This is a genomic window from Ruegeria sp. YKSD179 (genome assembly GCF_059612885.1).
The window spans coordinates 67,879-88,171 of record NZ_JBXWRL010000007.1 but is presented as its reverse complement, the minus strand read 5'-3'; the positions used below and the strand labels follow the sequence as shown (position 1 = coordinate 88,171).

At 53.4% G+C, this 20,293-nt stretch carries 22 protein-coding genes; 10 read left to right on the top strand and 12 right to left on the bottom strand.

The genetic code is table 11. From position 1 onward, the window contains the following. Positions 1–104: 104 nt before the first annotated feature. On the top strand, positions 105–773 hold the full coding sequence (locus AC2FNE_RS06150) for a Crp/Fnr family transcriptional regulator (RefSeq protein ID WP_170475782.1): 669 nt from the start codon (positions 105–107) through the stop codon (positions 771–773). Between the two features lie 251 nt (positions 774–1,024). On the opposite strand, the gene AC2FNE_RS06145 is transcribed toward AC2FNE_RS06150, so the two are convergent. From AC2FNE_RS06145 to rpiA, 6 genes are all read right to left on the bottom strand, one after another. After that, complete coding sequence (locus tag AC2FNE_RS06145) at positions 1,025–2,464, bottom strand: Do family serine endopeptidase (protein WP_496804989.1); 1,440 nt, start codon at positions 2,462–2,464, stop codon at positions 1,025–1,027. A 183-nt stretch (positions 2,465–2,647) separates the two neighbouring features. Further along, a complete protein-coding gene (locus tag AC2FNE_RS06140; protein ID WP_170475786.1) occupies positions 2,648–2,842 on the bottom strand; it encodes a DUF2065 domain-containing protein in 195 nt (64 codons plus the stop codon). Beyond that, complete coding sequence (gene hflC, locus AC2FNE_RS06135) at positions 2,842–3,720, bottom strand: protease modulator HflC (RefSeq protein WP_170475788.1); 879 nt, start codon at positions 3,718–3,720, stop codon at positions 2,842–2,844. The genes AC2FNE_RS06140 and hflC overlap by 1 nt, the downstream gene beginning before the upstream one ends. After that, a complete protein-coding gene (gene hflK / locus AC2FNE_RS06130) occupies positions 3,720–4,865 on the bottom strand; it encodes an FtsH protease activity modulator HflK (protein ID WP_496804965.1) in 1,146 nt (381 codons plus the stop codon). The genes hflC and hflK overlap by 1 nt, the downstream gene beginning before the upstream one ends. 72 nt (positions 4,866–4,937) lie before the next feature. Next, positions 4,938–6,296, bottom strand: coding sequence for a glutathione-disulfide reductase (gene gor / locus AC2FNE_RS06125; protein WP_170603806.1), 1,359 nt, complete (start codon positions 6,294–6,296; stop codon positions 4,938–4,940). Positions 6,297–6,422: 126 nt separating this feature from the next. After that, positions 6,423–7,205, bottom strand: coding sequence for a ribose-5-phosphate isomerase RpiA (gene rpiA / locus AC2FNE_RS06120; RefSeq protein ID WP_170475792.1), 783 nt, complete (start codon positions 7,203–7,205; stop codon positions 6,423–6,425). Between the two features lie 167 nt (positions 7,206–7,372). Between rpiA and AC2FNE_RS06115 the strand changes: the two genes are divergently transcribed. From AC2FNE_RS06115 to AC2FNE_RS06100, 4 genes are read left to right on the top strand one after another with little or no spacing between them, the layout of a single operon-like run. Then, positions 7,373–8,074, top strand: a complete 702-nt coding sequence (locus tag AC2FNE_RS06115; protein ID WP_496804964.1) for a glutathione S-transferase family protein — start codon at positions 7,373–7,375, stop codon at positions 8,072–8,074. 1 nt (position 8,075) lies between these two features. Further along, entirely contained in the window at positions 8,076–9,449 is a 1,374-nt protein-coding gene (locus tag AC2FNE_RS06110; RefSeq protein WP_496804963.1) for an L-serine ammonia-lyase, read from the top strand. A gap of 34 nt (positions 9,450–9,483) precedes the next feature. Further along, positions 9,484–9,900 carry a GFA family protein gene (locus AC2FNE_RS06105; protein ID WP_170475798.1) on the top strand — a complete coding sequence of 139 codons (417 nt, stop codon included), beginning with the start codon at positions 9,484–9,486 and terminating at the stop codon, positions 9,898–9,900. Between the two features lie 49 nt (positions 9,901–9,949). Beyond that, positions 9,950–10,864 (top strand): DMT family transporter, encoded by a 915-nt coding sequence (locus AC2FNE_RS06100; RefSeq protein ID WP_496804962.1) that lies wholly within the window; start codon positions 9,950–9,952, stop codon positions 10,862–10,864. On the opposite strand, the gene AC2FNE_RS06095 is transcribed toward AC2FNE_RS06100, so the two are convergent. Beyond that, complete coding sequence (locus AC2FNE_RS06095; protein WP_170475801.1) at positions 10,809–11,516, bottom strand: thiamine diphosphokinase; 708 nt, start codon at positions 11,514–11,516, stop codon at positions 10,809–10,811. The genes AC2FNE_RS06100 and AC2FNE_RS06095 overlap by 56 nt on opposite strands. A gap of 122 nt (positions 11,517–11,638) precedes the next feature. On the opposite strand from AC2FNE_RS06095, the gene AC2FNE_RS06090 reads away from it, so the two are divergent. After that, a complete protein-coding gene (locus AC2FNE_RS06090; RefSeq protein WP_496804961.1) occupies positions 11,639–13,363 on the top strand; it encodes a hypothetical protein in 1,725 nt (574 codons plus the stop codon). A gap of 91 nt (positions 13,364–13,454) precedes the next feature. On the opposite strand, the gene AC2FNE_RS06085 is transcribed toward AC2FNE_RS06090, so the two are convergent. The 5 genes from AC2FNE_RS06085 to nthA form a co-directional block, all read right to left on the bottom strand. Continuing rightward, a complete protein-coding gene (locus tag AC2FNE_RS06085; RefSeq protein ID WP_170475805.1) occupies positions 13,455–13,697 on the bottom strand; it encodes a DUF2842 domain-containing protein in 243 nt (80 codons plus the stop codon). Next, a complete protein-coding gene (locus tag AC2FNE_RS06080; RefSeq protein ID WP_496804960.1) occupies positions 13,697–14,992 on the bottom strand; it encodes an adenylosuccinate synthase in 1,296 nt (431 codons plus the stop codon). Before AC2FNE_RS06080 ends, AC2FNE_RS06085 begins: the two co-directional genes overlap by 1 nt. A gap of 99 nt (positions 14,993–15,091) precedes the next feature. After that, on the bottom strand, positions 15,092–15,427 hold the full coding sequence (locus AC2FNE_RS06075; protein WP_170603811.1) for a nitrile hydratase accessory protein: 336 nt from the start codon (positions 15,425–15,427) through the stop codon (positions 15,092–15,094). After that, complete coding sequence (gene nthB, locus AC2FNE_RS06070) at positions 15,424–16,101, bottom strand: nitrile hydratase subunit beta (protein ID WP_496804959.1); 678 nt, start codon at positions 16,099–16,101, stop codon at positions 15,424–15,426. Before nthB ends, AC2FNE_RS06075 begins: the two co-directional genes overlap by 4 nt. Continuing rightward, a complete protein-coding gene (nthA, locus tag AC2FNE_RS06065; protein ID WP_170603813.1) occupies positions 16,098–16,712 on the bottom strand; it encodes a nitrile hydratase subunit alpha in 615 nt (204 codons plus the stop codon). The genes nthB and nthA overlap by 4 nt, the downstream gene beginning before the upstream one ends. 150 nt (positions 16,713–16,862) lie before the next feature. On the opposite strand from nthA, the gene secG reads away from it, so the two are divergent. From secG to AC2FNE_RS06045, 4 genes are all read left to right on the top strand, one after another. Further along, entirely contained in the window at positions 16,863–17,228 is a 366-nt protein-coding gene (secG, locus tag AC2FNE_RS06060; RefSeq protein WP_170476577.1) for a preprotein translocase subunit SecG, read from the top strand. A 159-nt stretch (positions 17,229–17,387) separates the two neighbouring features. Beyond that, complete coding sequence (gene pyrG / locus AC2FNE_RS06055; protein WP_170475815.1) at positions 17,388–19,031, top strand: CTP synthase; 1,644 nt, start codon at positions 17,388–17,390, stop codon at positions 19,029–19,031. A gap of 107 nt (positions 19,032–19,138) precedes the next feature. Continuing rightward, entirely contained in the window at positions 19,139–19,909 is a 771-nt protein-coding gene (locus tag AC2FNE_RS06050) for an isocitrate lyase/PEP mutase family protein (protein ID WP_170475817.1), read from the top strand. Between the two features lie 62 nt (positions 19,910–19,971). Next, a complete protein-coding gene (locus AC2FNE_RS06045; RefSeq protein WP_170475819.1) occupies positions 19,972–20,265 on the top strand; it encodes a DUF1330 domain-containing protein in 294 nt (97 codons plus the stop codon). The last annotated feature ends 28 nt before the right edge of the window (positions 20,266–20,293 follow it).

Here is a 20,293-nt window from a genome sequence, read left to right as displayed (position 1 = left end):
CCGGTGCAGAATGCAAGAAATTTGAAAAATCCTTGGCTTAGCGTTCAACCTGTGGAAGGTTGAGTAACCACCGGCACCACTTTAGCAGAGAATCGCGCACTCATATGATGGAATTTCCAAACAGCGGATTCCTTTCGAAAGCTTCGGAACGGCTGCGCTCGATGCTCGCCGCCCAAGCGTCTGAGCTTACTCTGAATCGCGGTGACGTTCTTTTTGAGCAAGGCGACGAAGGAGACGCTCTTTTTGCAATTCTCGACGGCACGTTGGAAGTTTCCTTTCTAGCGATGAGCGGGCGAAAGCTGGCTCTTAGCTTGATGCGCCCTGGCGAGGTTTTTGGAGAAATCGCGCTTTTCGACAATGGACCGCGAACTGCAACAGTAACTGCGGCTGAAAAGTCTAGGGTACTAAGGGTTCGTCAGAAAGACGTGATGGACCAGATTCGCCAACACCCTGATTTGGCGGTCGATATGATCCGCCTTGCTGGACTGAGGATGCGTTGGATGGGAAGCCAATTGAACGAGCAGGTTTTCTTGCCAATGCCCGTGCGATTGGCACGTAAGCTGTTGCACCTTGCAAATTTACAAGACGACCCGTCACAGCGCATTACCTTGTCGCAGAGTGAGCTGGCAGAATTTGTCGGCGCAACGAGAGAAGCTGTGTCCAAAACTATTTCTGGCTGGAAACGCATAAATGTTGTCGAGGCCTCGCGCGGAGGTGTTCAAATTCACGACATCGCCGCCCTACAACAGCTGGCGGAGTCAGACTTAATCTGACGAAACGTCCGGCTGTGACCGGGTTCACATACCTGTGCCTGCTTCGGCAGTAAGATGATTCCTGTTACCGTAGGAGGTCGGGTTATCATCCCCGATATCTGTCCACCGACCTCTCCCTGTACAGGAGCCATATGCCATTACAGGCATATGGCTCTATACTTTTCAAAGGTACAAAAACTGCTGGCCAAATTAAAGTCAGCTAGGTCGGAACCATCGCCCCGACCTATAGCTTCTTAACCGTGGATAGAGCGCTATTCTTCCAGGCTCAACGCAACAAACCGTGGCTCACCCCCGCGTCGAACAAGAAGAAGGAGAGATTTACGGCCAGCTTCTCTTGCCTCTTCCATGCGAGCTTCCAGGTCGCTGATCGAAGCTACCTTTTGTTGGCCAGCCTCGGTGATCACATCACCGGCACGCAACCCTTTGGCAAACGCTTCAGAGGCTTCGTCGACGTTCGAAACGACCAAGCCCTCCATTTCAGGGTCCAAACCCATGTCTTCGCGCAGTGTTTCAGTCAGTGGCGAAACCGTGAGACCCAGAATGTCCTTGTTCTCTTCATCCTGCTCCTCTATCGCTTCGACTTCTTCCTCTTCCACACGTTCTGCATCTTCCCGGCGGCCCAGTGTCACCAATACGGTCTGCGTGCTTCCGTCACGGTGCACAACGACACGCACTGACTTACCAACGGTTGTTTCACCAACTTGCCGCACCAGCCCACGCGTGTCTTCAACCTCGACGCCATCAAAGCTGAGGATGACATCACCTGCTAACAGTCCCGCCTCTTTAGCTGGTCCTTCCGGAACATCGCTGATCAAAGCTCCGCCAGGCTTATCCAAGCCCATCGCTTCTGCCATGTCTTCGGTCACATCCTGAATTCGGACGCCCAACCAACCTCGACGCGTTTCACCAAATTCGCGCAGCTGGTCAACTACCTTGATGACCACATTCGACGCCATCGAAAAACCGATCCCAATAGACCCTCCATTAGGCGACAGAATCGCGGTATTAACGCCGATTACTTCTCCATCCATGTTGAATAGGGGCCCACCCGAGTTTCCACGGTTAATAGCCGCGTCGGTTTGGATATAGTCATCATAGGACCCGCTCAAAGCACGATTTCTTGCCGAAACGATTCCTGCCGATACTGAAAAACCCTGACCCAGGGGATTACCCATTGCGATAACCCAATCACCCACACGCGCGGTATCGCTGTCACCGAATGTCACGTATTTCAAAGGTCCCGTTGCTTCAACCTTAAGCAGCGCGATGTCCGTTTTTTCATCGGTTCCAATCACTTTGGCGGGCAGCTCTTTGACAGGCTGTCCGTCGCCCGGAAAAAACTCCACTAGAATTTCATCGGCCTCAGCGATCACGTGGTTGTTGGTGACGATGAAGCCATCCTCTGAAATGACAAATCCTGACCCCAAAGCGTTGCTACGGCGAGGGCGATTGTCATCGTCACCATTACGATCCTGAAATTCGCGGAAAAAATCTTCGAAAGGAGAGCCTTCCGGCACGATCCCCTGTGGGCCGGTTTGTCCTTCAACGAGTGTCGAGGTTGTAATATTCACTACCGCCGGGCTTATTTGTTCCGCTAGCGGCGCCAGACTTTCACCGCGCGCTTGCGCAGCGACTGTTTGTGCCAAAACAAGCAGAGCCCCGACAATAGTCAGCCACATTAACCGTACCATGACACTTGCATCGTCCCGCCGGACGGAAATACTGCGCGATTTCGCCTGCACTTGGGGTCTCCTTGTAGACAACTCTTACTGTGACGGCCCGAAGGCCCCCATACTTACTGACCAATGTAGTCAGTTTGTCCTAACCCGCAACTCGTGATCGCTGGGAAATCACTGTCAAGTGAAACCACAGGATCAGAAACCCATTTGATATGCTGCCCAAACCAAGACAAATCCACTGACAACGCAAAGCAAACCTGCAATTCGCCTCGCTTGCTCTGGCAAGGAACGGAGCGCTTCGAGCATGCGCTCGATTAACGAAGGGGCCAGCGCATAGGCCAGCCCCTCGACAATCAATACCAGCCCAATGGCCAGTAGGATCAAACCCATTACTGGGCCGCCTGCCCTGTGGGCGACTTTAGATAGTTGAAGAAATCGGAGTCCGGACTGAGCACCATCGAACTATTTCCCCCGCCCAGAGCCTGCTCGTAGGCCGAGAGCGAACGGTAAAATTCAAAGAACTCAGGATCTGCGCCGTAAGCTTCGGCAAAGATCGCATTTCGCTCGGCATCCGCCTCGCCTCGAATAATCTCAGCTTCGCGGCGTGCATCCGATACAAGCTCCACCACTGTCCTGTCCGCCTGCGCTCGCACACGCTGCGCCGCCTCGTTACCGCGGGCACGTTCATCAGTGGCCTCGCGTTCCCGCTCGGCCTTCATCCTATCGAATGTAGCTTCCAGGTTGGCCTGCGGCAGATCAGTAGCCTTGAGCCGTACGTCGATTACATTGACACCAAGCGCCTGTGCTTCTGCAATCGCGCTGTTACGAATTCGCAGCATCAGCGCGGCACGATCCGAACTTAGAATATCCCGAGACGAGACCGAACCCAGAACTTCACGAGTTTCTGCGCGCAAGATTCGATCCAAACGATCCTCTGCGACCGGCACTCCGCCTACACCTACGGCTTGCCGGAACTGCTCAAGATCGGCAATTCGATACCGCGCAAAAGCATCTACGACCAATCGCCGATCATCCAGAGGCGTGACTTCCAGCGGTTGAACATCAATCGACAGAATCCTGTCGTCGTAGCGAACAACTTCCTGAATTAGAGGAATTTTGAATGCCAAACCCGGCTCTTCCTTGACGGCGACGACCCGGCCAAACTGCAGGACCAAGGCGCGTTCACGTTCGTCAACGATGAAAATCGAGGACAAAACTGCAACGATGGCGACAAAAACAACCGGCAGGATTAATGTTGACTTACGCATCAGTTGCTCTCCTCAGCCTGGTTGCGACGCAATTCATTCAGCGGCAAATAAGGCACGACGCCTTGCCCTTGACCGGTTGAATTCTCGTCTATGATAATCTTGTCCACATCACCCAACACCTGCTCCATGCGTTCGAGGTACAGGCGTTTTCGGGTCACTTCCGGAGCCTTAGAGTATTCTTCCAGGACCGCGCTGAAACGGCTTGCTTCACCCATCGCGCTGTTTATCTGCTGGGCGCGGTAGGCCTCTGCTTCCTCAAGAACCTGAGCTGCTTCACCTCGCGCCTCAGCGAGGACGCGGTTCGCATAGGCATCGGCCACGTTCTGAAGACGGTCGCGTTCTTGTGCGGCAGCCTGAACATCCCGGAATGAGGCAATTACGTCTTGCGGTGGGTCAGCTTTGTCAAAGTTCACACGGATTATGTTCACACCCGAATCGTAGCTGTCCATCGTAGACTGGATCAGCTCCTGCAATCGGTCGGCGATAATACCGCGATCTCGGTTCAGGATCGGAGCGAGCTCGCTTTGCGCGATAATCTCGCGCATCGCTGATTCCGAAACGGCCCGGATCGTCTGTCGGGGATCGCGCAAGTTAAACAGGAACTTGGCCGGGTCATTGATGTTCCACACAACCTGATAGTCAATATCGACGACATTTTCATCGCCGGTCAGCATCAAACCATCATCACTGCCACGCGCGCCGCCCATGTCCTCGGTCTGTTCGCGTGTTACTGGAATGACCTCCGCCGTTACAACTGGCCAAGGCGCGAAGTTCAGGCCTGGGTTTCCAACAGCAGAAAACTCACCCAGAAACAGTTCAACCGACTGTTCTTCGGGCTTAACTGTGTAGAAACTCGCCACTCCCCACAATATCGCTGCAGCAACTATGGCGACCGCGACAGTGCCCTTCGTAAAAGCTGGTCCACCCCCCCCGGAACCCGAACCATTGCCGCCTCGACCCGAACCGCCACGACCACCCATCAACACGCGCAGCTGTTCCTGCCCTTTTTTCATAAGCTCGTCGATTTCGGGAATCTGTGGGCCATCGCCTTCGGGGGGTTTACGCCCGTCGCCGTTGTTGCCCCGATTTCCTCCGCCGCCGGATGAGCCTCCGCCCCCCCAGGGGCCACCGCTGTTGCCCGCCATATGTGTCTGTTCCTTCATTTAGGTCCGTGTGATCACGGGGTCCCTTGTAACTTGTGTGCGCGCGCTTGCAAATCAAGCAGTGCGAACAGGTTGCCGCATCGTCACCAGTTCTTCGGCCATCACTGGATGAACCGCAACCGTTCTGTCAAAATCTTCTTTGGTTGCGCCCATCTTTACGGCGATGCCGGCCAACTGGATCATCTCTCCCGCGCCGGGTGCAACAATGTGGCAACCCAACACCTTTCGGGAAGCCTGACTGACGATCAGTTTCATAAGCACACGCTGCGTTCCCCCGGCAAATGCCTTTTGCATTGGTTTGAACGAAGTCGCGTAAACCTCGATCGGCTCTTGCTCTGCGGCCTCTTCTTCGCTGAGACCAACAGTTCCCATTTCGGGTTGAGTGAAAATCGCAGTCGGAATCAACTCGTGATCGACGGGTGTCGGATTGCCTTTGAAAATCGTTTCCACAAAGGCCACCCCCTCACGAATTGCAACAGGCGTCAGGTTCACGCGGTCGGTCACATCGCCAATCGCAAAAATCGACGGAACACCAGTTTGGCTGTACTCATCGACGATGATTTCACCTTTTCTTCCCCGCGCGACGCCCAGCGCCTCAAGGCCTAAATCATCCGAGTTCGGCGTACGTCCGGTTGCGAACATCACGACATCAAACAGCAGCTCTGATCCATTAGTCGCTTTGACCCAAATCTTGTCGCCACGCCGTTCCATCTCAAGCACGTTGGTGCCCAGATGCAGGTCAATTCCGTTTTGGCACATTTCTTCACTTATCAAGCCGCGTGCCTCATCGTCAAAACCACGAAGAATCTGAGCTCCTCGATAGAATTGCGTAGTCTTTACACCCATTCCGTTCATTATCCCGGCAAATTCACACGCTATGTAGCCGCCCCCAACGATCAGCATGGTTTCCGGCAGTTTCTCCAGATGAAATATTTCATTTGAAGTAATCGCCAGTTCCGAACCGGGAAAATCAGGTACAACTGGTCTTCCTCCGGTCGCCACCAGAATATGTTTAGCTGTCTTGCGTGCTCCATCCGCCATTTCAACTGTGTGTGCATCGACGAGGCGCGCGCGTTGATCAAATGTTTCTACGCCATTGTTTTTCAGGATGTTGCGATAGATACCTTCCAGTCGATCCAATTCTTTATGAAGCTTGCTGCGGAAGCTGTCCCAATTGAATGTCCCGGGCTCAATATCCCAGCCATAGGCCTGTGCTTCCCCAACCATACCGGCGTATTCGCTAGCAAAGACCATTAGTTTCTTTGGAACACATCCCCGAATTACGCAGGTGCCGCCATAGCGGTCCTCTTCTGCCAGCGCCACTTTGGCCCCGTTTTCGCCTGCCGCGACGCGCGCAGCACGGACGCCACCTGATCCGCCACCAATGACAAACAGATCATAGTCAAAGCTCATGCTGGTTTCCTTCGTTCAGCTCACTAAAAGTCAATGTGTATTCGGGAGCGACCTGATATCCGCCAACCCCGCTACGTTCGAAAGTCCGAATGTCCTGAGCCCTGAACTCAGCATCTTGACCACCGCTCAACCTGCGAGATCGGAAAACAGGTTATCTCCACTTCGGGGCTCACCTACTTCCACTGTACCTTCATTCAAATTGCGCAGTTCGACCCTGCCATCCCCGTGGCCGATAACAACTTTGTCGCAGATATCGATAAAAAGACCATTCTCCACAACGCCTGGGATTTGATTGAGAACAAGCGCCAATTGCCGAGCGTTACCTATTCGCTTCAAATGCAGGTCCAGAATGTGGTTGCCCTCATCCGTGACCTTGGGAGCCTCACTGTTCATGCGTAACGTGACTGAGTTACCAAGCACATCCATTGTGTCCAACGCCTCTTCGATCAGCAATTTTGTTGTTTGCCATCCGAAAGGGATCACTTCCACAGGCAAAGGGAAGGCGCCCAGTGTTTCCACTTCTTTGCCAGCATCTGCGATTACCACCATTTGATCGCTTGCAGTGGCCACAATCTTTTCCTGCAACAAAGCCGCCCCGCCGCCCTTGATCAGGTTTAACTCGCCATCAAACTCGTCGGCACCATCGATAGTCAGATCCAACCATCCTGCTTGGTCCAGTGAAACGACTTCTATTCCGACCTCTCGCGCCAGTTGGGCTGTCGCGGTCGAAGTTGGCACACCCCGAATTTTCAGCCCTTCTTTCGACACACGCTCTCCCAGGCGTCGAACCAACCATGCGGCCGTTGATCCGGTTCCAAGCCCGACACGCATCCCGTCCTGAACGAGTTCAGCCGCGCGGTTGGCCGCAACGAATTTAGCCTGTTCAATCGGCGACATTTCACCAGTCATGGCAACTTCCCCTCAGTCTTCTGCGGGTTATATACGGAAAGCTTTCAGCAACTGCGAGAGCCAATCTTGCTTGCACCAATATTAACTGTCCAACCCAATACGCGTTTCCAATGGGAAGCGTCGCAATCAGGTCTTCGCTATGCAATCACTTCGCTTACATAGGAGACATGAAAACACGCTACCGCCTACATTACGCGCCCGACAATGCATCGCTGGTGATCCGACTGGCACTAGAAGAGATGGGCCTGCCCTTTGAAACTGTTTTGGTTGACCGCCGCAGCAACGAACAAAACAGTGAAACTTACCGAAATCTCAATCCAAATGGTTTGATCCCCGTGCTGGAAACCGAACAGGGGCCGATTTTTGAAACTGCGGCAATCTTGCTATGGCTTTCCGACAGACACGGGCAATTGGCCCCAAGCCCAGAAAGTCTGGATCGCGCGGCGTTTTTGAAATGGCTGTTCTTTGCATCAAATACATTGCACGCCGACCTACGCCTTGTTTTCTACGCCGACGCTTATATCGATCCCTCGTACGCCCAAGCATTACGTTCGGGAGTACAGCGTCGTTTGCGGCGGCATCTAAGTGTGCTGGATGCTCTTGCGAAAACTAAACCGGACTGGCTGAAAGCGGAACAACCTTCGATCTTAACCTATTACATTGCCTGCATGATGCGCTGGATGGCGCTTTATCCTTCTGGCGAGGATCGTAGCTGGCTCCAGCTATCCGACACACCCCACCTGCAGTCTATTCTGATGCAACTGGAGTCGCGTCCAGCGACACGAGCAGCTGTCGCTGCAGAGGCCTTGGGAGCTACACCTTTTACTGCGCCAAATTACGCCAATCCTCCAGAAGGGTCTGCAACCTGAAATGTTTCTTTCTGTCTTCGATATGTTCAAAGTGGGCATCGGCCCGTCATCTTCGCATACCATGGGACCGATGGTGGCAGCTGCACGGTTTTTGGAGTTGCTGCGTTCCTCACCATTCGAATTCACTGGTCTGCGCGGTTCGCTGCACGGTTCACTGGCATTTACAGGCGTGGGTCACGCGACAGACCGGGCGACAATTCTCGGGTTAGCCGGCTTTGTTCCCGATACCTACAATCACGAAAAGGCTGAAATCGCTCTTGCAAACATAGCCGAAACCCAGTCCGTGTCGCCCGAAGGACTACCCACTCTCACATTCGACCCAAAGACTGACCTGACCTTTGATTTCGACAACACCTTGCCCGGTCACGCCAACGGAATGATCCTAATGGCGACCGATGCTCAGGGCGATGTCATCTTACGGCAGGTTTATTACTCGATCGGCGGCGGTTTTGTGTTGACCGAAGAAGAGTTGGCCGAAGGCAAGGCAACGGAAGAAGGAGCCCCGGTTCCCTTCCCTTTCAAATCTGCGGTCGAAATGTTGCAGATGGCAAAAGATAGCGGCAAAAGCATAGCTCAAATGAAGCGGGACAACGAAATAGCCCGTGGATGCGCCGACGGTTTCGCGAAAGGATCGGCGCGGCTTTGGCAAGTAATGAACGATTGTATCGAAAGAGGACTGACAACCGATGGCATTCTGCCAGGCGGATTGCACGTACGCCGCCGCGCCAAGGGTATCTATGACGCTTTGCAAGCCGAACGAGGAATGAACCTGAATGCACCGCATACCATAAACGATTGGATGAGCGTTTATGCCATGGCGGTGAATGAAGAAAACGCCGCCGGGGGTCAAGTCGTCACTGCCCCGACAAACGGCGCAGCGGGCGTTTTGCCTGCGGTTATACGCTATTATCTTGATCATGTTCCGGGAGCGTCAGAAAATAAGATTGAAGATTTCCTGCTCACCGCTGCGGCCATTGGTGGTTTGGTGAAGTTCAATGCCTCGATTTCAGGCGCCGAGGCGGGCTGCCAAGCCGAGGTCGGCAGCGCTTCTGCGATGGCTGCAGCCGGCTTGTGTGCAGTTTTAGGTGGTTCTCCCGAGCAAGTGGAAAACGCGGCCGAAATCGCTCTCGAGCATCATTTAGGTATGACCTGCGATCCAGTCGCGGGTCTTGTTCAGGTACCGTGTATCGAACGCAATGGTCTCGGCGCGATAAAGGCCGTCTCTGCCGCATCACTTGCACTGCGCGGCGATGGAAAGCATTTTGTGCCGCTGGACGCAGTCATTGAGACCATGCGCCAAACCGGGCTTGACATGCACGAGAAGTACAAGGAGACCTCATTGGGTGGTCTGGCTGTCAACGTGCCTAATTGCTGACACCAACCTTAAACTTCAAAATCCGAGGAATTCCATGCAAGGACATTGTTTATGCGGCGCAGTCCGCTTCGAAGTCGATCTGCCAATACTTTCTTGCGTGAATTGCCATTGCGACAGTTGCCGACGCCAATGCGCAGCTCCGATGACCACCTATTTCGGAGTTCGGGACGGCCAGTGGAGATGGACGGGTGAGGAACCAAAGCGTTTTGCTTCGTCACCCGGAGTAGAGCGTTCGTTTTGCTCACATTGCGGCACTCCGATTTCATTTAGATCCGTCAAAATGTCGGACGTCATGCATTTGTATGTTGCCACACTCGAAAATCCCGGTCTGTTGGAACCTTCGCTCAACGTTGCAGTTGAAGAAAAACTAAGTTGGTTGGCGCTGAGCGACGAGTTACCCGGCTGTATCGGACCGGATTACACCAAGTATCAACCAATAGTTGAAAATTAATGCGCGAGGCACCTTTTCACTTACTTGGTAAGAAGTTAGCGTCTCCGTAATGACTCAAGATCGGCCCGTATTCGGCATCTTTCTGATGCTAGGTTTTTGTGTACTCGCCCCTTGGGGCGACGCCATGGCCAAGCTGTTGGCAGAGTCGACCCCTGTCGGCCTCCTTGTGTTTGTCCGCTTTGCTGCTCAGGCTGTGATATTAGTTCCATTAGTAGTGCTGACCCGTAGATCGTTCCGCATGCATGGGCGCGTGTTGCGATTGACGGTTCTTCGTACCGTTTTGCATATTCTCGGTATCGCGGCGATGTTCAGCGCCTTGCAATACCTGCCATTGGCGGATGCAATCGCCATCGCATTTGTCATGCCCTCTATATTGTTGCTGTTGGGCCGATATGTTTTGAACGAAGAGGTTGGGCCGCGCCGGTTGATCGCATGTATTGTCGGTTTCCTCGGTACATTGCTTGTCATCCAACCCAGCTTTGCCGAAGTCGGGGCTCCGGCGCTACTGCCTTTGTTTGTAGCAGTAGTCTTTGCGTTGTTCATGCTCGTGACACGACAGATTGCCAAGGACACCGACCCAATAGCTCTTCAAGCTGTCTCAGGCCTAATGGCGAGCGTCGTTCTAATGCCAATGCTTGCTATTGGTACCTTTAGTGAAATCTGGGAAATCTCCTTGATCATTCCCGACAGGGATGTTCACTGGCTTTTATTTGCAATTGGCCTACTCGGAACACTTGCCCACCTAATGATGACGTGGTCTTTGCGGTATGCGCCGTCCGCCACGCTAGCCCCCATGCAGTACTTGGAAATTCCTGTCGCAACCCTGATCGGGTGGCTGGTCTTCAATGATCTACCCAATGGAATCGCTGCAATTGGCATATTAATCACGATCGCCGCAGGGCTTTACGTCATTCTACGGGAGCGGGCCAGCGTCCAGTCTGGCCCGACAGAAACGCCTGCATAACGATATCCAGCGCGCTACGCGGGAGGATCACAAGTAGCCCAGGACCGTCGATCCGCAGCTCGACATTCGCAACCGCTTTGTTCGAAGTTCCTACCAAACCATCGGGTTCCATTACCAGTTCGTCAATCGGCCACTCCAGCCCCTTGCTGCTCCCCGTTACGCGACGCAAAGGAAACAGCGAAACGGTTTGCTCAGGTTCAATTGGCAACTCAATCTGTGGCGGAGCATGAAACACGATCTCTTTGGAACCCAACAGAACGCAGGGACGGTCTTGGCGCCTGATAAGAGAATTAAAAGTCGCCAGTTTATGATCCACTCGCTCGCCAAGAAACCCCAAACCCAAAACCAAGGGCGCCTGAATATGACGCAGTGACTTGTCAAAATCGGTGCTGTCCTGTTCGGTGATCGGAAATAGACGGTCCGGAGGGATCCGATCTCGGTGTCGTGGTTCCAGTGAGTCCAGATCGCCGATTACTGCCTCCGGCATGTGACCCGAATCGATAAGAATTGCCGCGCCGCCATCCGCGGCCACCAAGCGATCGACGCGACTCAGCGCCAAACTCAAATCTTGCGGGCCGATCTTGCCACCGCCGAATAGCGCTATTGGCTCCTCAGCGCGTACAATTGGTTTGATTTTGGCAAGATTGACCATAATTCCCGGTTTTGGACATAATGAGACCACAAAATGATAGACTCATAGGCAAAGTTAAGAGTCGATTGGTGGGCACTCCGCCCAACAATGTGACTTGGTAGTTTGTAGAGGACCTGCGTCTGATGGTACAGAACAACAAGGTGTTAACCGTTTCTTACGGTACATTCTCCTGCACATTGGAAGGTTTCGACGATTCGTTTGAGACAATGAAAGCGATTGCCGAATACTTCCGCGATCTTGCAGCGGATGACCGTTATTTCGGTTCCGAGCCCCCCCAGCCAGACGCTGAAATGTTGACCCAAATTGCACAACGCAATCGCGCCCGAAACATTGAAGCCAGCCAAAGCGACGACGGTTTGCTGCTGCGCGCAGCTGACGAAGTGCCGGGCCCAGCGTCGCCTTCGGTTGTGGCCCCCACCACTGTTTCACAACAAACACCGTCAGCTGACGACACTGCAGAGTTTTTTGCAGATTCCGAAGCGGGTGAATCCGCCGAAGAAGACAGTATCGCAGCTAAGTTGCAGCGCATTCGCGCTGTTGTTTCGCATTCTGGTGAGACCACATCGCGATACAGTGAAGACGAAGAAGACGGCGGCGGATTCGTTTCCCCTGCACAACCTCCGGTCGATGCGATCTCTGCTGCTTTCGAGGCTGGCGCACTCAGCGCGGGCGATCTGCAGGAAAATGTTGAGGAAGAACCGACCACAGCCGAAGCGCCATCAGTCGAAGTCGCCGAAACTGACGAACTATCTATTCAAGAACCAATCTCTGAAGCGTCTGCCGAGGATTTGGCCGAGCTGATCCAAGAAATCAATGCTCCCGACGAAGTCGATGCTAAGGATGACGTACTTCTTGAAGGCGAGATTGAAGAAACCGACGTAGAAATAACTGAGACCATTGAGGTAGCTGCCGAGATTCCTGAGCAGAAAGAGCCTGAAGAAGAGGTCGAAGTTGCATCAAGTGACGTGCTGTTCACCGATCTCGAAGACGACGCAGCCTTGGAAATTGAACCCGATGAAGTTGTGACCACTCTCGAGGCTGATCAGGATACTTCGGAAGATCAGGATGAAGCTATAAGTGATGAACCTGAAGCAAATCAGAACATCCTTACTGCGGCAGATGAAGCAAGGCTGCTGGACGAAATCTCTTTGGTAGAATCCGAACTAGCAATTCGTACCGCTTACCACGAGGAAACCGGTCTGGAAGAAGACGTTTCGCGCCTTATGGACAAGGCGGACGAACGTTTTGACGATCCTTCAACCTCGGATCAGCGTGAAACTTATTCACATCTGCGGACTGCCGTGGCTGCGGCCGAGGCAGAACGCGCCAGCAAGGGTGCAGAGGGTAAGGAAAAGAGCGACAAGGAATATCGCGACGATTTGGAATCGGTTGTCAGTCCGCGACGCCCTGAGGTTCAGGTAAAGAGCCCTCGTCCAGGATCTACTGTGGCTCCGCTGAAACTCGTTGCCGAACAGCGCATAGATACGGATGACCGCGATACGGGTCCTGTAACTCCCCGCCGCGTTACTTCAGATGAACTGGAGGTGGATGAAGAAGAAGGCGGGTTTGCTCACTTTGCACGGGAACAAGGCGCCCAGTCGCTGCCGGATCTTCTGGAGGCGGCCGCTGCATATCTTTCGTTTATCGAGGGACAGGAACAGTTTTCGCGTCCACAATTGATGAACAAGGTGCGGTCGCTAAAGCAAGAGTCGTTCAATCGTGAGGAAAGCCTTCGTACCTTTGGACAGCTGCTGCGCGATGGAAAGATTGAAAAGGCTGGCGGCGGCCGGTTTGCTGCATCAAACGAAATTGGGTTCCGCCCGGACGACACGCGCGCCGCAGGCTAAGGCAACTCGCAAATCAATTTTATCCCTATTGGGCCAGAGCATTCTCTGGCCCATTTTCGTTTAAGATACTATTGAAAAACAATCAGATCGGTCATTTGCCGTTTTGATCTGGGTCCTCTTTGCCGACACCACGGAAAACAAACTTGAACGGCAGTGCCCACAAAATTCCCAGCACGATATATACCAGCAACTCGACCCAAATTGGCGGACGATTGAGAAGGTTTACAACAGTCACAACAGCCACGATATAAAGCGGCAAGCCGATCACAAGGATCATCAGCGACCATCTCCGTCGCGCCTTATAACTTAGGCCCGGTTTCTGATCACCGCCCATCAGTCAGCAAACGGGTCTGTCACCAAAATGGTGTCGTCCCGCTCCGGGCTGGTCGAAAGCAATGCAACTGGACATTCAATCAACTCTTCAATTCGACGGACATATTTTATCGCGTTTGCGGGTAAATCCGCCCAACTGCGCGCGCCTTCTGTGGATTCGCTCCAACCCGGCACTTCTTCGTATATCGGAGTGCAGCGTGCCTGTTGATCAGCCGCAATCGGAAGATAGTCCAGCCGCTCTCCATCCAAGTCGTATCCAGTGCAGATTTTCAATGTCTCAAAACCGTCTAACACGTCCAGTTTGGTAAGTGAGATGCCATTTACACCGCTCGTCGCACAAGTTTGGCGGACCAAACAGGCATCGAACCAACCACAACGGCGTTGACGACCGGTCGTTGTTCCGATCTCATGACCCCGTTCACCCAATCGCTGCCCATCCGAATCGTGAAGTTCCGTTGGGAAAGGTCCCTCACCCACGCGCGTTGTATAGGCCTTAACGATGCCGAGTACGAAATCAATCGAGCCCGGGCCGATTCCCACGCCCGTTGCTGCCTGACCCGCGATTACGTTGGACGAGGTAACAAACGGGTAAGTACCGAAATCGATGTCGAGCAAAGCTCCTTGCGCTCCCTCGAAAAGGATGCGTTTTCCCGCCTTGCGCTTTTCGTTCAGAACCTTCCAAACCGGTGCCGCAAATGGCAATATCTGCGGAGCAATCTCTTTTAGCTGCGCTACCAAAGCGTCGCGATCCACAGACACAATACCAAGTCCTTTTCTAAGCGGATCATGGTGTTGCAATGCCCGATCTACGCGAGCTTCCAATGTTGCTTCGTCGGCTAGGTCAGCCACCCTTACTGAACGGCGCCCTACTTTATCCTCGTAGGCAGGACCAATACCTCGGCCGGTTGTTCCAATTTTGGTGCCTTTGCTGGCCGCTTCTTCACGCGCTCGGTCTAGCTCTCCGTGGATCGGAAGGATCAAAGGGGTATTCTCGGCAATCATTAAGGAATTCGGTGTGATTTCGACTCCTTGCTCTCGGATCGTGCCAATTTCCTTCATCAGATGCCATGGATCCAGCACGACACCATTGCCGATGACGCTCAACTTTCCGCCGCGCACAACGCCCGATGGCAGCGCATGCAGTTTGTAAACTTCACCGTCGATGACCAGAGTATGCCCGGCGTTGTGTCCACCTTGGAAGCGAGCGATCACGTCAGCCCGTTCGCTGAGCCAATCCACGATCTTGCCTTTTCCTTCGTCACCCCATTGGGCGCCGACAACAACCACATTGGCCATATCCGGTCCTTTTGCGCTGAGATATCAAACCCGGCTGATATAACGAGGCTCGCGCAGCAGGGAAACCGATTTTTCGCCGCAGTTGACGAGTTTTAGATCTCACTCGCCATTCAACTGAACGGGTTGGCCATGCGGCGTACTAAGGTAGGCGTCTTCCCAGGCGACTCGCAGTTCAACAACTTCGTTGGAGCTGGCGGCACCCTGCTCTTCAAGCAAAGCCTCAAGAGTTTCCAACCAAGCAAAAAAATAGTCATTGCCGCCATTCAATTCACGATCCAAACCATGTCGTTTTAGTGTTTGCGAAAAACGCACCGCCCAGTCAGGCCAATCAAACTGTCCAGCTTCGTTCAACGCAACTGTCACTGCAAACAGCTGTGCATGCCATGGCTCAGCAAAGGCTGGTTCCGGGGCAGAGTGCGACATGCATCCGCTCATGCGGGTTCCAAATAACTTTGCCAAAGGTCCAATACTACTTCATCTTTCGGATGCTCCGGATCCGCCCAAAGTTCAGCAGCGGGGAAGGCAACCGCGTAGAGTGGCTCTGGAGCATCCCCCAATCGATGCGCGCTGGAATCAGGCAACACATGAGTTCCATGGACCATCAGTATTCTTCCTTTTGCCCCGGCAGCATAGGCAGGCAAACGGGTATGGCCGCCATCAACCAACCTATTAGCGGCAGGCCGCGTTGTAAGGACTGCCTGCCCTACATCAAAAGCAAATGGTATATCTGAGGGTCTATCTGCGGGGCCGCCACTTGCCAGTACTTTTGCAACAGCTTCGGCTTTCAATTTCCGGTCTGCCAGCGGGTGTTCCCCAGCCTCTTCGACATTTTTTAGATCATTCTCTGTTAAAACTCCGCTTTCGACCAAGAGATCTGCAAGCGCTGAAATCCACTTTTCATAATAAGAAAACCGGGTGTAATCCTTTGGTGACAGTTTTTCTCTGGCGTGGCGCGATATGTCGATATTCCATTGCCCCAACGATCCAGCGGCAAGGGTTACCGCCAAAGCCCGCGCATGCCAGTCATGTTGAAAAACAGGGGCATCCACAGGTTCTGGGGTCACCGCGCCATCGCCAAAACGACCACCCATGTCATGCACTCTTGTCATGACGGCACCCTTGGCATTCCGGTACCTATCATACTGTCCCGAGTTACAAGCGCAGCAAGCTCCTCTTCGTTCAAACTTTCGCTTCCTTCCGGACGAATTGGCAAAACGAGATATCGTATTTCGGCGGTTGAGTCCCACACGCGCACCGCCGTTTCTACGGGTAAGGTTACACCGAATTCGGACAGCACTTTACGAGGTTCTCGGACCGCCCTTGCACGATAGGCGTCGGATTTGTACCAGCCCGGTGGTATGCCCAACAGAGGCCAAGGGTAGCAACTACATAACGTGCAGACGACCATGTTATGCTGTTCCGGAGTGTTTTCCGCCACTACGATGTGCTCGCCCTGGCGCCCATGGTACCCTAATTCTGCCACCACAGAGGTCGCATCTTCCAGTAATGCCTGCTTGAATTCAGGATCAGTCCAAGCTTTTGCAATCACGTGCGCACCGTTCTGCGGCCCTATCTTGTTCTGATAGGTGTCGATGATTTCATCCAGCGCCGCGGGGTCGATCAAACCTTTGCGGATCAAAACAGTCTCGAGCGCCCTTACACGAAGCGCAGGTTCGGGCGGTAAAAGGGCGTGCGGGTGATCGTGATCATCATGAGGCATGGCCGAAACATGCGCGAGTCCCTGCTACGCTGTCCAGCCCCTTTGCTGTGATCTGACCCATTACGCAATTGGAGGCCAACTCATCACTTGCCCCCGACTGCAAACTTGCATAAGTACCACGCGATACACGTCACGCCGCACAGGAAGACCATGGAAAACGTCGTTCTCATCATCCACCTCCTCTTGGCCCTTGGCCTGATTGCTGTTGTCTTGATGCAGCGGTCCGAAGGCGGTGGCCTTGGCATGGGCGGCGGCGGTGGCGGTGCCATGACCGGTCGCGCTGCTGCAACCGCGTTGGGCAAGTTGACCTGGATACTTGCTGCGTGTTTCATTGTTACGTCAATCACGCTTACCATTCTCGCGGCCCAGAAAAGTTCGGGCAGCTCGGTGATTGATCGTCTTGGCGTACCCGCATCGGCTCCGACCGAAGAAAGCACACCGGCGGTTCCGTTGGCCGATGACTTGCTGCCTCCTGCGCAAGGCGATAACGCACCGCTGATCCCACAGGCCGACTAAGCCACAAAACCTAGAAACCTAAAGAAGAACAGCAACAGCATCTTGCGGTTCTCTTGCGCTTTTGACGCGAATCCTTTATATGTGAAGTCCCGTGGTGCTGCGGTTTTTTAAACCGCCGGGCAGCTAATAATGACGTCTCACGGGAGCAGCCGAAAAAACATGGCTCGTTTTATTTTCATCACTGGTGGTGTGGTTTCATCTTTGGGTAAAGGACTTGCTTCGGCGGCGCTTGGAGCCTTGTTGCAGGCGCGGGGATATTCTGTCCGATTGCGAAAACTCGACCCTTACCTCAACGTTGATCCCGGAACCATGTCCCCATTTGAACATGGCGAAGTTTTCGTGACCGACGATGGTGCCGAAACCGATCTGGATCTTGGGCACTATGAGCGTTTTACCGGGGTCGCCGCTCGCAAGACCGACTCGGTTAGTTCCGGACGGATATACTCAAACGTGCTCGAAAAAGAACGTCGAGGCGACTACCTTGGAAAGACGATTCAGGTGATCCCTCACGTTACCAATGAGATAAAGGACTTCATCGCCATCGGCGAGGACGAAGTGGATTTCATGCTGTGTGAAATCGGCGGTACGGTAGGCGATATCGAAGGCCTGCCCTTTTTCGAAGCAATCCGGCAGTTCAGCCAGGACAAACCACGTGGTCAGTGTATTTTCATGCATCTTACCCTGCTGCCCTACATCAAAGCTTCGGGCGAATTAAAAACCAAGCCCACTCAACACTCTGTTAAGGAATTACGCTCGATCGGTCTGGCGCCCGATATTCTGGTCTGCAGGTCCGAAGGCCCGATTCCGACTAAAGAACGCGAGAAACTGGCACTGTTCTGTAATGTGCGCCCTGATTCAGTGATCGCCGCACAGGATTTGTCTACGATATACGACGCACCGCTTGCCTATCACCGAGAGGGTTTGGATCAAGCCGTTCTGGACGCTTTCCAAATCAGCCCAGCCCCCAAACCCGATTTAGCAAAATGGGAAGACGTCAGTGACCGTATCCACAATGCCGAAGGCGAAGTGAAGGTCGCCATCGTTGGCAAATACACTCAGCTCGAAGACGCCTATAAGTCGATTGCCGAGGCGCTTACACACGGAGGCATGGCAAACCGGGTCAAGGTAAAGGTTGAATGGGTGGATGCCGAAATTTTTGACACCGAGGATGCCGCGCCGCATCTTGAAGGATTCCACGCTATTCTTGTTCCCGGAGGGTTTGGTGAGCGCGGTACAGAGGGCAAAATTAAAGCAGCACAATATGCGCGCGAGCATAAAGTGCCCTACCTTGGTATATGTCTGGGTATGCAGATGGCTGTCATCGAGGCAGCCCGGAACGCCGCCGGTATTTCCGAGGCCGGGTCCGAGGAGTTCGACCACGAAGCCGGGAAAAGGCGTTTTGAACCAGTTGTTTATCACCTAAAGGAATGGGTGCAAGGTAATCACAAAGTCGAGCGCAAAGTAGGCGACGACAAAGGGGGCACCATGAGACTTGGCGCCTACGACGCGGTCCTCAGCGAAGGTTCCAAGGTGGCCGAAGTTTACGGAAGCACTGCAATTGAAGAACGTCACCGCCACCGCTACGAGGTGGACATAAAATATCGTGACAAGCTGGAACAAGCGGGTTTGAACTTCTCAGGTATGTCACCGGACGGTCGCTTGCCAGAAATCGTTGAGTGGTCGGATCACCCGTGGTTTATCGGCGTGCAATATCACCCAGAGTTAAAGTCAAAGCCCTTCGATCCTCATCCATTGTTCAGGGACTTCGTGCGAGCTGCGAAAGACACATCCAGGCTGGTATGATCTCTATTTTTTAGTTCACCCTAATGTGACGGCTTGGGCACGCACTTCTGTGCGATACGTCAAATACATGGTTAGAGGTTTCCGCTGCATTCTTCAGGAGGTCGGTTATGAACAAACAGATTACGCATGCAGAAACATTTACTTCGCTGCACGAAAAGGGGAATCCAGTCATCCTGTATAACATTTGGGATGCAGGAAGCGCTACTGCTGTACGGGACGCAGGCGCCAAAGCCTTGGCAACAGGCAGCGCCCCTGTCGCAATGGCGCAAGGTTTTTCGGATGGGCAAAAAATCCCTTTGGACATGGCTCTGGACAACGCAGGCCGGATAGTCGACGCGGTCGACATACCAGTTACGATGGACTTTGAAGGCGCTTATGCCGAAAAGCCATTGGGTATCCTGGCAAATGTCCAACGCGCACTTGAAACAGGGGTCGTTGGTTTCAACTTTGAAGACCAAATCGTGGGCACCAAGGATTTATACGACATTGAAACCCAGTCAGCGCGCGTTGCCGCAATGCGCGAGGGATGTGACGCGGCAGGGATTCCCGCATTCATAAACGCGCGCACTGACATTTTCCTTAAAGCGCACCCCGACACCCATGACGAGGTTATGCTGGAAGACGCTATGGCACGAGCTCAGGCATATGCCGATGCAGGAGCCAGCGGGTTTTTCGCTCCGGGTCTGAGGGATGAAAGGCTTATCGCTCGCCTGTGTGATTCCACGGAGCTACCGGTAAACATCATTGCCCTGCCTGGTACCCCTGATACTCCCAAATTGGCGGAATTGGGTGTAGCGCGGATTAGTTACGGCCCTGTGCCCTATCGCGAAATGTTAGCGTGGCTTCAAGACAAAGCGCGTTCTGCATTTCAATCATAATAGGGGATTGCTTTTAAGTCCATTCATCCTCAACCTGCTGAAAATTTGCGGGAGGATACCTTTTGGCCAAAGGATATTGGGTTGCCCATGTCGATGTTGACGATATGGAATCATATAAGAAGTACATTGCTGCAAACGCTGCGCCTTTTGCCGAATACGGCGCAAAATTCTTGGTTAGGGGCGGCGAACAAACTTTAATGGAAGGCACTACGCGCAACCGCACGGTTGTGATAGAATTCCCCAGCTACGAAAGCGCCTTGGCCTGCTACAATAGCGTCGGATACCAAAGCGCAAAAGCTTTGCGTGATCCAGTGTCTACTGGTGATCTAGTTATAATCCGAGGCTATGACGTGTAGCAAACACTTGGCGGAACACAAAATATGG